We start from the raw sequence: 14,401 nt of genomic DNA, 5'->3' as shown, positions 1-14,401 counted from the left end.
CCGTCTTTTTGATCTGCGCGGTCTGCTACGGCCTGTGCTTGGACTCAGGCTTGGGTGAGAACGCTGCAGATTCTGCAAAGTTCCAGACCGGCTTGCGGCCCTTGTCTCGGCCGGGCAATCAGAGGGCAGGGCGCTTGGCTATGGCAAGGCCGATGCCGAGCGCGATCATCGCGCCGCCGGACGCCTCTCGCAGGCGGCGTATCACGCCCGAACGCCCGGCCGCGCCTTCCCTGATGCGGCTGGCCGCAGATGCGACCACGACATCGGCAAGCGTGTTGAGCGTCACCGATATGGAGCCGAGAACCATGAACTGCAGGGCGACATGGCCGGCGCCGAGGTTCACGAACTGCGGAATGAAGGCCAGGAAGAAGGCGGCCGTCTTCGGGTTCAATGCCTCGACCAGCACCCCTTCGCGAAAGGCTCGGCCCGCGCCGACCGCGGGCGCCGCCGCGTCGCCTTCCGGCATCGTCTTTGTCTCGCGGCGGGCGGACTGGAAGGTGCGGAAGCCGAGCCAGACGAGGTAGACGGCGCCGATCAGCTTTAGCGCGGTGAACAGCTCCGCGCTCGCAAGCACGATGGCCGAAACACCCAGGCTGCCGGCAAGCACATGGACCATTCCGCCCAGGCCCGTCCCGAAACTGGAGGCGATGCCTTCCGCGCGTCCTCCCGCGAGCGTGCGCGCGGCGACGTAGAAGATGCCTGGTCCCGGCGTGATGGCGAGCAGGAAGGCCGCGGCGAAATACAAGGCGAACTGGGTCAGATCCGGCATGATGGACTCGGGGCTACGGAGCGGAGCGGGCGGGCGTCATGATGGAATGAGAGGGGCGACCTCGCGGTCGGAAGGCCGGTCGCTCGCCGCGAGACCGGACATGACACCGGCGCGATCGGCCGCATTACGGTTCTGGCTCATCTTGCGCTTGCCTTGGAGCTTCGCGATCGGCATGCGCAGGCCGACAATGCCTTTGAGTTGTGCCTGGATGAAATCTCGCGGCGCGTCCGATACGGCCCAGGGCGAGGCGCGCCCACTTTCGTGGAGATTGGTCAGGCGCGTGACCACCTCTAGCAGCCTGTCGGCATCCTCGAAGAATTCGACCGGCCCATGGGCATGGACGGCGATGTAGTTCCAGGTCGGCACCACCTTTCCGGTTTCCTGCTTGGTCTGGTACCAGGCTGGCGTCACATAGGCGTCCGGTCCCATGAAGATCGCCAGGCCATTGCCCAGCGGCGGAACACGCCAGTGCGGGTTTGCCCTCGCGACATGGCCATAGATCACGCCATGCTCGCCCTCGCGCTCGTCGAGGAAAAGCGGCAATGGCGTCGCCAGCGGCCCTTCCGCCGTGGCGGTGACCAGCGTCGCCAGCCGCGTCGCGCGGATCGTGGCCATGAGGCTCTCCCTGTCGTCCTCGCGGAAGGCGGGCGGTATGTACATGGCGAAAACTCCTTGCTTTGCATGGCAAGATGCCGGAAATCTGGCTTGCTTTGAATATCCAGTTTTGAAGGTTTTTGGTGGTCCAGTTCGAACAGGATGGTATCGCGCGCCGGATCATCGCGGCGATCAAGGCGCAGATCCACAGTGGCGCCTACCGGCCCGGCGACCGCCTGCCGTCGACGCGGGCCTTCGCAGCCGAATGGGGCGCGTCGCGAACCACGGTGACGGCGGCCTACAACCAGCTCGACGCGGAAGGCTACCTGATCATCCGGCAGGGCGCGCGTGCCATCGTTGCCCCAGGACTGGAGAAAGCGTCGGGCGAGGCCCCCGTCGCGGCTGCTTCGCCGCGCAGCCTCTCGGCATTCGCCTGCCGCCTGCTGGCTATGCCTCCGCCGGCGCAACAGCAGCCGGCCAAGGTCGCGGATTTCCGCTATGGCGACCTGTCCGGCGCGGACTTCCCGGTGCTGGCCTGGCGGCGGGCGTCGAACAAAGCGATTCTGCGGCGCGCCGAGCGGCTGCGCTATGGCGACCCGCAGGGGTCTGCCGTCCTGCGCAGCGCGCTTCAGGCCTATCTGTGGCGCGCCCGCGGCATCGGTTGCAGCCCCGACCAGATCGTCATCGTCAACGGCTCGCAGCAAGGGCTCGACGTCTGCGCGCGGCTTCTGCTCGACCCCGGCGATCCGTTCGTGATCGAGAATCCGGGCTATCTGCTGGCACGCCACGCCTTCGTGGCGGCGGGCGGCATCGCAGTGCCCGTTGCCGTCGACGCGGACGGCCTGAGGACGGATGCGCTGCCGCCGGCCCGTCTGGCCTACGTGACGCCGTCGCACCAGTTTCCGCTCGGCGGCGTGCTTTCGGCGACGCGGCGGCGCGCGCTCCTGGGCTGGGCTGCGGCATCAGGCGCCTATATCGTCGAAGACGACTACGATGGCGAATACCGCCACGACATCGCCCCCATCCCGCCTCTGCAGACGCTCGACCCAGACTTGGTCATCTATGTCGGCACGCTGTCCAAGACCCTCTCGCCCACCTTGCGGCTCGGCTACCTCGTCGTCCCCGCAGGCCTGTGCAGGGCGTTCAGCGAAGCAAAGCGCCTTACCGACCGGCACGCGCCGATGTTGGAGCAGGACGCGTTGGCCGACCTTTTGGCGAGCGGCGTCTACGAGCGTCACGTTCGCAGCATCCGCAGAAGGAACGCCGAGCGCAGGGAGGTCCTGCTGCAGGCGCTGGCCGATCTTCTGGGGTCAAGGATTTCTATCGCAGGGGCAGAAACCGGACTGCATGTCGTTGCATGGATGAACGGCATCGCCGCCGAGCGCGAGCCGGAGATCATCGCGGCGGCGCGCGCCGCCGGGATCGGCCTCTATCCCGTGTCGCCGCTCTATGACCCGAGCGAGCCTCTGCCCGCAACCGCGGGCTTCATCCTGGGTTACGCCGGGCTCGACGCGGAGGCGCTGCGGCGCGGCGTTGCGGTGCTGGCGACTGTCTTGGCCAAGCACCGCTGAAGAATTCAAGATCTGGAAGATCTCGCCTCTAGAAGATCTCGCCCCTAGAAGATCTCGTTCGTGATCTGCCTGACCGGACCGAGCAGGATAGAGCCGGTCGGCACGCCGTTGTCGATCGGGATGGCCCGGCGCTCGGGCATGTCGGCCATCGGCTCGCCGATATCGGCCGTCACGACGACCGGGGTCTTGGTCGGCACGCGGTCGTAAAGGTCGATGATGTCCTGGTTGATCAGGCGCACGCAGCCCGACGAGACCGACTTGCCGATCGACCACCATTCGGGCGAGCCGTGCAGGCGATAGAGCGTGTCCTGATTGCCCTGGAAGAGGTAGAGCGCACGCGCCCCGAGCGGGTTCTTCAAGCCCCCAGGCATGCCGCCGTTCTTGGCGCTGAATTGCGTCAGCTCCGGCTGACGGGCGACCATCTCGTCCGGCGGCGTCCATTTCGGCCACTTCTGCTTCCACTGCACCACGGCATCGCCCGACCACTCGAAGCCGGCGCGGCCGAGACCGACGCCGTAGCGGATCGCCTGGCCGCCCTCGCGCACCAGGTACAGGAAGTGGTTGGTGGTATCGACGACGATCGTGCCTGGCCGCTGTCCGGTCGGATCGGGGACGATCTGGCGCAGGAATCTGTGATCGATCTTGTTCACCGGGATGGCCGGCAGGTCGAAGCCGTTGTCGGACATCGGCCCATACATCGTCTCGTAGTCGCCGAGCGGCGGCTCGACATAGGCCGGCGGTGGCGGCTGGACAGGTTCGGGGCCTGGACCGGTGGTGGTGCAGGCAGAGACCGCGGCCGAAGCGGCGCCGAGGGCTGTGAGATTGAGAAAGCCGCGGCGACTGATGCGGAAAGAATCGTCTGACATGGTTGCCTTTTCTAGGACCTGACTTGCAAGAAAGCATGAACCCGCAGGCTTGCCGCCGGCAGCTCCAATAACAGTCGGCGGTGATAGGCGGTTCCAATTCTGGCCTCAGGGTGGACAAACGAAGGCGAAGCTGTGACCGCGACACATCTGTTGCGCTGCAGCAACAGCAAGGTCAAGCGCCTGCCAAAAGGCCTTCGAGCGAGGGCAGGATAAGCCCCGGCGGAAAGTCCTGGTATTCGTCCGGCTGGTTGGTGCGATTGATCCAGACGGTTCGGAAGCCGAACTTGGCGGCGCCCGCGACGTCCCAGCGGTTGGAAGACTGGAACGACACCGCGCCCGGGTAGAGCCGCCAGCCGGTGACCACCATATCGTAGACCGAGGGGTCGGTCTTGAAGCGCTTGATCTCGTCGACCGAGAAGACGTCGTCGAGGATCTGGTCGAGTGCCGCGGATTTCGCCGCCGCCTGCAGCATTTCCGGCGAGCCGTTGGAAAGGATCGCCAGCTTTGCTCCCGATGCCTTCAACGCTTTCAGCACCGCCGGCACTTCCGGATAGCAGTCGAGCCGCCAATAGGCTTCCAGCAGCCTGGCCCTCAGCGCCGGATCGACCGAGGGCACCTTGCGCAGCGCGAAGTCCAGCGCCTGCTCGGTGAGCTGCCAGAAGTCGGCATAGGCGCCCATCAGCGTCCTGACCCAGGAATATTCGAGCTGCTTGGCGCGCCAGATCTCGGAGAGCAACTGGCCGTCCGGTCCGATCTCGCCGGCATGGCGGCGCACGGCCGCGTGCACGTCGAACAACGTGCCATAGGCGTCGAAGACATAGGCCGCATGGTGCATGGGGAGAAGTTTTGCGGCGCGCGAGCCTGCCGTGCAAGCACTGATTGCGGTCAAGTGCCTCTGGCCTCAACGATTTTTCCCGATGTCGGTTGACGCAGGCCGTCGAAGCATCGTCCTATGGCGGTCTGATTTCATCCATATGGACGGCAAACGATGACACTGGCGGCGGCGGCGCAGTCCGCGACATGGACCTATGTGGACGGCGACTGGTATGAGGGCAACGTCGCCATTCTCGGACCGCGCAGTCATGCCATGTGGCTGGGCACCAGCGTCTTCGACGGAGCCCGCTGGTTCGAGGGCGTGGCGCCCGATCTCGATCGCCACGCCGCGCGCGTCAACGCCTCGGCGATCGCGCTCGGTCTGAAGCCCTCCGTGACCGCCGACGAGATCGTCGCGCTGACCTGGGACGGCCTGAAGAAGTTCGACGGCAAGACCGCCGTCTACATCAGGCCGATGTACTGGGCCGAGCATGGCGGCTACATGGGCGTGCCGGCCGATCCATCTTCGACCCGTTTCTGCCTCTGCCTCTATGAATCGCCGATGATTCCGCCTTCCGGCTTCTCGATCGGCGTCTCGCCGTTCCGGCGGCCGACCATCGAAACGATGCCGACCAATGCCAAGGCCGGTTGCCTCTACCCCAACAACGGCCGTGCCATCCTCGAAGCCAAGATGCGCGGCTTCGACAACGCCCTGGTGCTGGACATGCTGGGCAATGTCGCCGAGACCGGCACTTCCAATATTTTCCTGGTCAAGGACGGCCATGTGATGACGCCGGCGGCGAACGGTACGTTCCTCTCCGGCATCACCCGCTCGCGCACCATCAACCTGCTCGGCGACTACGGCTTCAGGACCACCGAAAAGGCGCTCTCGATCCGCGATTTCCTCGAAGCGGACGAGATCTTCTCGACCGGCAACCACTCGAAAGTGGTGCCGATCACCCGCATCGAGGACCGCGATCTTCAACCCGGGCCGGTGGCCAAGAAGGCGCGCGAGCTCTATTGGGATTGGGCGCATTCGACTTCCGCTGCCTGAGCGGATAAAAAGGCGGCCGGCGCTTCGTTCCGGAGTTGCCCCAATCCATTCCAGACCTATCTTAGTCCGGTAGTTGCACCGGACTTTTTCCTGAGGGAGTACCATCCATGGCTTTTGAGTTGCCCGCTTTGCCCTACGACTATGAGGCCCTGCAGCCTTACATGTCGAAGGAGACGCTGGAGTATCACCACGACAAGCACCACAAGGCCTATGTCGACAACGGCAACAAGCTGGCCGCCGAGGCTGGAATGGGCGACCTGTCGGTCGAAGAGGTCGTGAAGCAGTCGTTCGGCAAGAATGCCGGGCTGTTCAACAATGCCGCCCAGCACTACAACCACATCCACTTCTGGAAATGGATGAAGAAGGGCGGCGGCGGCAACAAGCTGCCGGGCGCATTGCAGAAGGCCGTCGAAAGCGATCTCGGTGGCTACGACAAGTTCAAGGCGGATTTCATTGCCGCCGGCACCACCCAGTTCGGCTCCGGCTGGGCCTGGCTCTCGGTCAAGGATGGCAAGCTCGCAATCTCGAAGACGCCGAACGGCGAGAACCCTCTGGTCCATGGCGCTTCGCCGATCCTCGGCGTCGACGTGTGGGAGCACTCCTATTACATCGACTACCGCAACGCGCGGCCGAAATATCTCGAAGCCTTCGTCGATAGCTTGATCAACTGGGACTACGTCCTGGAGCTCTACGAAAAGGCGAAAGCCTGATTATCTGACGAAAAGCCCCGGCATGCCGGGGCTTTTCTTTATCTGCCAACACAGGAGATTGATCACGATCGGGAAAATCGTGACGGTGCGGGGGAATATTCCCGCCGCGAGCGCCGTTAACGTGCAGAGCAATTCCAGGAAAAGTGTGGACCGGTTTTCCGTCCGGAATTGCGCCAACAAGGAAATAGAGCATTTCACCGTTCACGGTGAAATGCCTTGGTCGCGAATGTTCTTCACCACGGAGCCAATTGAATGAGAAAGCTTGTCCTCGCCATCTCCATGCTTGCCTTTGCCGGTTCGGCCGCCTTTGCCGATCCGATCAAGGATCGTCAGGCCCTGATGAAGGAGCGCGGCAAGCTCGCCGGCCAGTTGGTGAAGGTGGTCAAGGGCGAGGAGGATTTCGACGCGGCCGCCGTGCTGACGACGCTGAAGGCGCTGCAGGCCAATGCCGAGAAGTTCGATGCCGAGAAGCTCTTCCCCGCCGGCAGCGACAAGGGCGATACCACGGCTGCGCCGAAGATCTGGGAAGACAAGGCCGGCTTCAATGCGGCCGAGGACAAGTTGCTGACCAACGTCAAGGCCGCGGTCGCCTCGCCGCCGGCCGATGTCGATGCCTTGAAGACGCAGCTCAACACGATCGGCGGCGACTGTGGCACCTGCCATCAGACCTACAGGATCAAGAAGGGCTGATCGCCTGATATGGCCTGGCTGAAGAAGCTCGTCGGCGCCGTCATCGTGCTGGGCGGCGCCGGCGCGGTCGCCGGCTGGGCGCTGTCGGCACCCGTCAGGCTTGATGCCGGGACCCTTGCGCAGCTCAGTCCCGGCGACGCCGCCAGGGGCAAGCGCATCTTCTATGCCGGCGGCTGCACCTCCTGCCATGCCAAACCGGGGTCCAAGGGCGATGCCCGCCTGGAGCTTGCCGGTGGGCTGGAACTGAAGACGCCGTTCGGCACCTTCGTGCCGCCCAACATCTCGCAGGATGCCAGGGACGGCATCGGCGCCTGGAGCGAGGAAGACTTCGCCAACGCCATGCTGAAGGGCGTTTCGCCCTCCGGCGAAAACTTCTATCCGGCCTTTCCCTATGCCTCTTACGCGCGCATGAAGGCCGCCGACATAGCCGACCTCTATGCCTTCATGAAGACGCTGCCGGCAGTCGCCGGCAAGGCGCCTGGCCATAAGCTTGCATTCCCCTTCAATATCCGTCGCGGCATCGGTCTCTGGAAGCGGCTCTATCTCAGCCCCGAGCCGGTGATCGCCTTGCCCGAGGGCACGCCCGACAAGGTGTTGGCCGGCCGCTACCTGGTCGAGGGGCCGGGCCATTGCGGCGAATGCCATACCCCGCGCGACTTCGCCGGCGGCGTGAAGAAGGCCGAGTGGCTGGCAGGCGCCGTGGCCGCCGAGGGCTCGGGCGTCGTGCCCAACATCACCCCGCAGGGCGGCACCAAGGACTGGTCGGAGGCCGACATCGCCAACTATCTCGAAACCGGCTTCACGCCAGATTTCGATTCCGTCGGCGGCGCCATGGTCGAGGTGCAAAGGAACATGGCGCAGCTGACGGCCGACGACCGCGCCGCGATCGCCGCCTACTTGAAAGCGATCCCGCCGCACCCCAACGGCTATCCGGCACGCAAGCCGGCGAATTGAGAACGGGCTCGGCGATGCCGGCGGCGCTGGTTTATTTCTCAGGCCGGCCGGCGCTCATCAGGTCGAGGATCTTTGCGAGCCGGACGACGACGTCGCCCGTTTCCAGGAGTTGCTGCTTCTGTTCGATGCCGATGGACAGCGACTGCGCGACCGTGTCGGCCAATAGGCCGGGATTTTCCGCGGAAGGAAGGCCGAAGCGTACCCTCTGCTGCAGCGGAAGAGAGGAAAGGTCGACGTTGGCGTAGATCCGATACGCATCGAGAACAGCACGTGAAAGCGCGGCGGCCTCTTCCGAGAGGCCGCGCTGCTCTTCGATCGGCTCTACCTCCGCCGCCAGGAATTCGCCGACGATCAGGCGGGTGATGGCAGCGCGCTGCAGGGCAGAGACGGAGACCTTGAGAACACCATCCACCTGCGTCTGGCTGTTTATCACGTTTGCCGTGACGCCCGCCGAATAGAGGGATTCGAGCGTGCTGGGATCGTTGTCGGCGCCGCGCCTCTGGGCGACCACGAGAACGCGACGGTCACCAGCCATGGCACGTTCCACGGCGCGGCGGGTTCTGTCACGAGCGACAAAGACCGGCGTGATCGTTTGCGGAAACAGCACGAGATCCCGCATCGGAAAGATGGGGATGTCTGCCTGGGCGAAGCTGGGGGGCGTGGTGACCCCATCCGACAGGCCGGGTGCGCCAGTCCGCTGGCTGGCCTGGATCCGCGCGGCCAACACGTTCCAGTCGCGAAAGCCGAGGATTTTGGAGATCAACTCCAGGCTTTCGCTGTGAGAAAGGGAAACGGATTTAGCGGCCAGCGCTGCGGTTAGCGTTTGCGCCATGGCTTTTGCATCGCGGAAATCGCGCATGAGATGGTCCTTTGCATAAACGAACGGAAGGCGTGTCAGGAGCTTGCGTTGCTGACCCGTTCGTTCGGGCAAAGGGAGCCTGAAATGGCTCGATACGTTCACCGTACCCCTGGAAGGGGCGCAAGCAGCAGGTCGTATCCACCGTCCCAAAAATTGCGCCGAAGCTGCCGTGCTTGTCAATCCTGACAGTGGACTCGCGCGAGGACTACGCGTGGCGGTCGCCGAGGAAGTCGAAACCGTTTTCGAAAAAGTGGTTGTAGTCGCAGGTCAGTTCCTCGCCGGCCGCGATGTCGCGCAGCGCATAGGTTTCCTCGGGTGAGGAGACGTCGCAGTTCGGCTCGTCAGCGTGGTTCATGTAGCGCGCGTCGTCCGCCTCGAATACGATGTAGTTGGGATCGCGCCGGTCGGGATAGGAATAGCGGTCGAGATAGGACTTCACCGGGCCGCTTTCGCTCTCATAGGTGTCGACGGGAATACATCGGTCGAACCTTGGATCGAGCTTCCAGATCAGCGTGCCGCGCGGAATGTGATGCTTGGCGAAGACACCGATGCCCTGGATAGGCGATTTGTCGAGATAGACGTCGACGAGCAGCATGGCGAACCCTGGCGAATGGACAACCCCCGCGACCTGGAAGGCCGCGCCTGAAGGACGGCGAATTGCGTAGCGCGTGGCCGTCGCAATTGCGAGCAAAAATCAGACCCTGCCTGTCACTTTCAAGGCATAGGCGTAGATATACGCGATCTCCTCCAGCCGCGAGAACCGGCCGGAGGCGCCGGCATGGCCGGACTCCATATTGATCTTGAACAGCACGGGGTTGTCGCCCGCCTTGCGCTCGCGCAGCCGCGCCACCCATTTGGCCGGCTCCCAATAGGTGACGCGCGGGTCGGTGAGCCCCGCCAGCGCCAGGATGGGCGGATAGTCGAGCGCCGCGACATTGTCGTAGGGCGAATAGGCCGCGATCGTGCGGTAGTCGTCGGCCGACGCGATCGGGTTGCCCCATTCCGGCCATTCCGGCGGTGTCAGCGGCAGGCTGGCGTCGAGCATGGTGGTGAGCACGTCGACGAACGGCACCTCGGCGACGATGCCGCCAAAGCTTTCCGGCGCCATGTTGGCGACCGCCCCCATCAGCATGCCGCCGGCCGAGCCGCCCTGGGCGACGATACGATCGTGCCTTGTGTAGCGTTCGGCCACCAGATGGCGTGCGCAGGCGATGAAATCGGTAAAAGTGTTCATCTTGTGCGCCCGCTTGCCATCGTCGTACCAGCCATAGCCCTTGTCCTTGCCGCCGCGCACATGCGCGATGGCGAAGACGAAGCCGCGATCGACGAGCGAGAACCAGTTGGTGTTGAACGCCGCCGGCACCGTGATGCCGTAGGAGCCGTAGCCGTAAAGCAGGCAGGGCGCCGACCCGTCGAGCGGCGTGTCGCGGTGGTGCAGGAGCGAGATCGGCACCAATTCGCCGTCGGCGGCGGGGGCCATCAGCCGGCGCGTGACATAGCGCTCCGGATCATGGCCTGAAGGCACTTCCTGCGTCTTCAAGAGCACGCGCTCGCGGGTGCGCATGTTGTAGTCGAACACCTGTGCCGGCGTCGTCATCGAAGAATAGGTGAAGCGCATCACCTCGGTGTCGTATTCGTAGGAGCCGGAGAGCCCGAGCGAGAAGGCCTCCTCGTCGAAGGAAATGAAATGCTCCTCACCGCTTAGCCGGTCGCGCACGACGATGCGCGGCAGGCCGTCCTTGCGCTCCAGCCTGACCATGTGGCGCTTGAAGCCGAGCACCGACAGGATCAGCCGGCCCGGCTCGTGCGCCACCAGCTCCTGCCAGTTGGCACGCACCGGATTTTCCACCGGCGCGGTCATGATCTTGAAGTCCTTGGCGCCGTCCGCATTGGTGAGGATGAAGAAGACGTCGCCGCCTTCCTCCAGATCATATTGCAGTCCGGTCTGGCGCGCCGCCACCAGCGTCGGCTCGGCGAACGGCTCGCTGGCGCCGAGCAGCAGGTATTCTGAAGTCTCATGGTCGTTGATGCCGATCATGATCCATTCATTGGAACGCGTGCCGCTGACATCCATGAAGAAGCCCGGATCGGTTTCCTCGTAGATCAGCCGGTCGTTTTCCGGCTTGTCGCCAAGTGCATGGAAGAACACTTTTGACGGGCGGTGGTTGTCGTCGAGGCGCGTGTAGAAGAAGCCGTCGTCGCCGGCGTTCCACACGCCGCCGCCACCCGTATCGGGGATATGGTCGGCCAGTTCCTTGCCGCTGGCGATGTCGCGCACGCGCAGCGTGAAGAATTCCGAGCCCTTGTCGTCGAAGGCCCAGAGCAGCTTGCGATGGTCGGCCGAATGGTCGACGCCGCCGAGACGGAAATAGGGCTTGCCTTCGGCTTCCGCGTCGCCGTCGAGCAGGATCTCGTCGGCGCCGCCTTCGCGCGGCGTGCGGAAGTAGCGCGGCTGCTCGCCACCCAGCCGGAAGGACGAGCCATAGGCATAGGGGCCGTCCTTCATCGGCACGGTGGAATCGTCTTCCTTGATGCGCCCCTTCATCTCGGCGAACAGCTTGCTCCGCAGCTCGGCCGTGTCGGCCATCAGCGTCGCCTGGTAGGCATTCTCGGCCTCGAGATGGGAGCGGATCGCGTCGTCGAGGAGCGATGGGTCCCTGAACATCGCCTGCCAGTTGTCGGCCCGCATCCAGGCATAGTCGTCGGTGCGGGTGATGCCGTGATGCACATCGAAGACAGGGTGTTTCTCGGGCTGCGGCGGGTTGGCGGTCGGGAAGGCGGCCAAGAAGCTGGAAGGTCTGGTCATCACGTCTCGCAATTTGCTTGAATGGCGAATGAACACGCCGCTCAGCAGTGGTTCAAGGGGCAGGGCTCAGGGTGGTCTGCACAAGATAAGTCGAAGGGGGAAAAGATGAAATCCTATGTTCGCGCCGCGGCGGCCCTTGCTGTCGTGTCGGCAGTCTGGGCCTTTTCCGGCCAGTCTCATGCAACCGTGTTCGCCGCCTGGCAAGTGGCGGGCGTGCCGTTCGGCGACACGCTCAACGCGCGCAAATATCCGTCAAACACGTCGCAAAAGCAGGCGGCCTATCCGAACGGCACCGTCTTGCAGATGACCGGCCGCTGCACGGGCGGGGTAGACTTGCTCGACATTGCCGGTCAGCCGCAATGGAAGCAGCGGCAGGCGATCCGCTATCGCTGGTGCGAGGTCTGGCACGACCCGGCGCAGAACGGTCATTTCGTCACCGGCTGGGTCTATGGCAAGTACATCGCGCCCTATTGAGAGCTCGTCGCGGCCAGCTGGTTGCTTTCACGCGCGAAGAATATCCGCGACCTGCGATCCGCAGGATTCTTCGTGCTGGCCGCCATAGGCGGTCAAGCATTAGTCAAGCATCAAGAACCATTTATAGGCTCGCCTGAGGTGTAAAAGCAGGCCTAACGCTACGTGAGGTCGCGCTGGTCTGGCCAGAAAAATCTCGCTAAGTTACACCGCGCACGAATTTTTGAAGCTGAATCGGCAATATTTGATGAATATCGCTCAATATAATTCAATAGGCGAATTGACTTACTTGCAGCACAGCGTCATTAAGATGACGCGACGCGAATCGCAGGGGCTTGCCTGCATGAAATTCGCGCGATGCCCGATCTCAAAAAAGGGCACAGTCTAGAAACAAACTCTCGTTGGGGCCTGAGCACAATGGATATCGTCGAAACACCTTCAAGCAATAGTGACGCGCTGATCGAGCTGACCGCCGATGTCGTCGCGGCCTATGTCAGCAACAACCCGGTGCCGGTCGGCGAGCTGCCGAACCTGATCGCCGACGTCCATGCCGCGCTCGGCCGCGTCGGCGGCACGGCGGAGCAGCCGTCGGCCGAGAAGCAGAAGCCGGCCGTCAACCCGAAGCGCTCCGTGCATGACGACTACATCGTCTGTCTCGAAGACGGCAAGAAGTTCAAGTCGCTGAAGCGCCACCTGATGACCCACTACAATCTCACCCCGGAAGAATACCGCGAGAAGTGGGGTCTGGACGCCAACTATCCGATGGTCGCGCCCAACTACGCCGCTGCCCGTTCGCAGCTCGCCAAGAAGATGGGCCTTGGCCGCAAGCGCAAGGGCCGCTGACCAAAGCATGTCTCCCGAAAGTGGGAACCGGTTTCGGGACAAAGACATGCGTAAAAATCAAAAACCTAAAGCGCACGAGCGAATCTGAAAGATCGCGACGCGCTTTAGCGCAGCTCTTATTCGGCAGTTCGACGGCGTCCTTCGGGGCGCCGTTTTGTTTTGTGGAAGGGCAGGGGAGCCGTGCTCAGGCGATCTGCTTCAAGGCGGCTTCGGCGTCGCGCTTGATGCGCTTGACCATCGAGCGAAGGCCGTTGGCGCGCTGCGGCGACAGATGCTCGTCGAGGCCGAGCTCCTTCAGCGTCACTTCCGCGTCGGTGCTCTGGATTTCGCTGGCCGGCCGGCCCGAAAACAGCGCCAGCATGATGGCGACGAGGCCGCGCACGATGTGGGCGTCCGAATCCCCTTGAAAGCTGATCACCGGATCGATGCCCGGACCCTGCTCGGTCGTCAGCCAAACCTGGCTGACGCAGCCCGGCACCTTGTTGGCCGCGGTGCGTTCGGCCTCGGGAAACGGCGGCAGCCCCTCGCCGAGCTCGATCACATAACGGTAGCGGTCCTCCCACTCGTCGAGCAGGGAGAAGTCGTCGCGGATTGTTTCGATCGAGGTCGTCATCACCCGGATATAGTGACCCGGCGCCGCCACGTCACGGAAAAAGAAAGACGCCGCGGGCGTCGAGAGGTCGGACGGGGCCCGCGGCGTTAGAGCAATTCCAGGAAAAGGGGTGAACGGTTTTCCGTCCGGAATTGCGCCGAAACTAAAGAAGCCGAGCGAAGGGCTGAAAGGGAATCTCAGTTCTTCATCACCGGGATGTTGACCTTGGCGGGTAGCACGATGCCCTCGGCGACGCTGCCGGTGATCTCGGAGGACGTTTGCGCCACCTTCGTCTCGGACGCCGCCGCCTTTTCCGACTGCTGGTCGTCAAGCATGGCCGCGGCGATCTTGGCGGTTTCCTGGGCGCGGACGGTAATGGTGTGCATGGCCGATTTGCCGGTCTCGCAGACGTCCGGCTTGCGCTCGCAGATGCCGGCAATGTCGCCGACCGCCTCGCGCGCCGCAAACAGCGCCTGGATCGGTCCGACCGCCTCGCGGCCATCCGCGTCGGGGCCGACGCTGAGCGGCAGCGCCAGAAGCACCAGCGAAAACCAGAAAGCCATCCTGATCAGAAAGCCCATCTCAATCCTCTCGTCCGTGACCGGATCACGCATCCATCGGCATGACCTCTTTTATGGGCGAGATAGTGGCACAGCCGCGCAAAAGGCGGCTTGCGCCGAAGCCGCGAATTTTCTTCAAATTTTAGATAAATTCGAAAGGAATGGTTTTCGAGTTTGGTTTCACTCAAATCTCATCGATTGCATTAAGTTTGCGATAACCATTTATATATCTGTTTTCAAAGAAAAATT

General features: G+C 63.4%; 17 protein-coding genes. 8 read left to right on the top strand and 9 right to left on the bottom strand.

Features of this window, described 5'->3' with window-relative positions; genetic code table 11:
• Positions 1-118: 118 nt before the first annotated feature.
• Entirely contained in the window at positions 119-769 is a 651-nt protein-coding gene (locus QAZ22_RS27275) for a LysE family translocator (RefSeq protein ID WP_278203881.1), read from the bottom strand.
• A 36-nt stretch (positions 770-805) separates the two neighbouring features.
• The gene (locus tag QAZ22_RS27270) at positions 806-1,429 is read right to left on the bottom strand and encodes an FMN-binding negative transcriptional regulator (protein ID WP_278203880.1); all 624 of its coding nucleotides are present in this window, start codon (positions 1,427-1,429) and stop codon (positions 806-808) included.
• A 77-nt stretch (positions 1,430-1,506) separates the two neighbouring features.
• Between QAZ22_RS27270 and QAZ22_RS27265 the strand changes: the two genes are divergently transcribed.
• Positions 1,507-2,934, top strand: coding sequence for a PLP-dependent aminotransferase family protein (locus QAZ22_RS27265; RefSeq protein WP_278203879.1), 1,428 nt, complete (start codon positions 1,507-1,509; stop codon positions 2,932-2,934).
• A 44-nt stretch (positions 2,935-2,978) separates the two neighbouring features.
• Here the strand turns inward: QAZ22_RS27265 and QAZ22_RS27260 are convergent, their stop codons facing one another.
• On the bottom strand, positions 2,979-3,800 hold the full coding sequence (locus QAZ22_RS27260) for a L,D-transpeptidase (protein ID WP_278203878.1): 822 nt from the start codon (positions 3,798-3,800) through the stop codon (positions 2,979-2,981).
• Between the two features lie 172 nt (positions 3,801-3,972).
• Positions 3,973-4,635 (bottom strand): haloacid dehalogenase type II, encoded by a 663-nt coding sequence (locus QAZ22_RS27255; RefSeq protein WP_278207956.1) that lies wholly within the window; start codon positions 4,633-4,635, stop codon positions 3,973-3,975.
• Between the two features lie 153 nt (positions 4,636-4,788).
• Here QAZ22_RS27255 and QAZ22_RS27250 point away from each other — a divergent pair, with 153 nt between their 5' ends.
• The 5 genes from QAZ22_RS27250 (at position 4,789) to QAZ22_RS27230 (ending at position 8,021) form a co-directional block, all read left to right on the top strand.
• On the top strand, positions 4,789-5,667 hold the full coding sequence (locus QAZ22_RS27250) for a branched-chain amino acid aminotransferase (RefSeq protein WP_278203877.1): 879 nt from the start codon (positions 4,789-4,791) through the stop codon (positions 5,665-5,667).
• 107 nt (positions 5,668-5,774) lie between these two features.
• The gene (locus QAZ22_RS27245; protein WP_278073107.1) at positions 5,775-6,377 is read left to right on the top strand and encodes a superoxide dismutase; all 603 of its coding nucleotides are present in this window, start codon (positions 5,775-5,777) and stop codon (positions 6,375-6,377) included.
• 22 nt (positions 6,378-6,399) lie between these two features.
• Complete coding sequence (locus tag QAZ22_RS27240; RefSeq protein WP_278203876.1) at positions 6,400-6,633, top strand: hypothetical protein; 234 nt, start codon at positions 6,400-6,402, stop codon at positions 6,631-6,633.
• Positions 6,630-7,067, top strand: coding sequence for a cytochrome c (locus tag QAZ22_RS27235; protein ID WP_278203875.1), 438 nt, complete (start codon positions 6,630-6,632; stop codon positions 7,065-7,067). Before QAZ22_RS27240 ends, QAZ22_RS27235 begins: the two co-directional genes overlap by 4 nt.
• A 9-nt stretch (positions 7,068-7,076) precedes the next feature.
• Positions 7,077-8,021, top strand: coding sequence for a cytochrome c (locus QAZ22_RS27230; RefSeq protein WP_278203874.1), 945 nt, complete (start codon positions 7,077-7,079; stop codon positions 8,019-8,021).
• Positions 8,022-8,052: 31 nt separating this feature from the next.
• On the opposite strand, the gene QAZ22_RS27225 is transcribed toward QAZ22_RS27230, so the two are convergent.
• From QAZ22_RS27225 to QAZ22_RS27215, 3 genes are all read right to left on the bottom strand, one after another.
• Complete coding sequence (locus QAZ22_RS27225; RefSeq protein WP_278203873.1) at positions 8,053-8,880, bottom strand: LON peptidase substrate-binding domain-containing protein; 828 nt, start codon at positions 8,878-8,880, stop codon at positions 8,053-8,055.
• Between the two features lie 205 nt (positions 8,881-9,085).
• Positions 9,086-9,475 (bottom strand): SET domain-containing protein-lysine N-methyltransferase, encoded by a 390-nt coding sequence (locus QAZ22_RS27220; RefSeq protein ID WP_278203872.1) that lies wholly within the window; start codon positions 9,473-9,475, stop codon positions 9,086-9,088.
• A gap of 99 nt (positions 9,476-9,574) precedes the next feature.
• The gene (locus QAZ22_RS27215; RefSeq protein WP_278203871.1) at positions 9,575-11,686 is read right to left on the bottom strand and encodes a S9 family peptidase; all 2,112 of its coding nucleotides are present in this window, start codon (positions 11,684-11,686) and stop codon (positions 9,575-9,577) included.
• A 105-nt stretch (positions 11,687-11,791) separates the two neighbouring features.
• On the opposite strand from QAZ22_RS27215, the gene QAZ22_RS27210 reads away from it, so the two are divergent.
• Positions 11,792-12,160 (top strand): SH3 domain-containing protein, encoded by a 369-nt coding sequence (locus QAZ22_RS27210; protein ID WP_278203870.1) that lies wholly within the window; start codon positions 11,792-11,794, stop codon positions 12,158-12,160.
• A gap of 414 nt (positions 12,161-12,574) precedes the next feature.
• Entirely contained in the window at positions 12,575-13,000 is a 426-nt protein-coding gene (locus QAZ22_RS27205; RefSeq protein ID WP_278073102.1) for a MucR family transcriptional regulator, read from the top strand.
• A 184-nt stretch (positions 13,001-13,184) separates the two neighbouring features.
• On the opposite strand, the gene QAZ22_RS27200 is transcribed toward QAZ22_RS27205, so the two are convergent.
• Complete coding sequence (locus tag QAZ22_RS27200) at positions 13,185-13,613, bottom strand: SufE family protein (RefSeq protein ID WP_278203868.1); 429 nt, start codon at positions 13,611-13,613, stop codon at positions 13,185-13,187.
• Between the two features lie 176 nt (positions 13,614-13,789).
• A complete protein-coding gene (locus QAZ22_RS27195; protein ID WP_278203866.1) occupies positions 13,790-14,173 on the bottom strand; it encodes a DUF5330 domain-containing protein in 384 nt (127 codons plus the stop codon).
• Positions 14,174-14,401: the final 228 nt, after the last annotated feature.

It is taken from the genome of Mesorhizobium sp. WSM4906 (genome assembly GCF_029674625.1).
GTDB lineage: Bacteria > Pseudomonadota > Alphaproteobacteria > Rhizobiales > Rhizobiaceae > Mesorhizobium.
The sequence above is the reverse complement of the archived record's forward strand: the minus strand, read 5'-3'. Positions and strand labels throughout refer to the sequence as shown.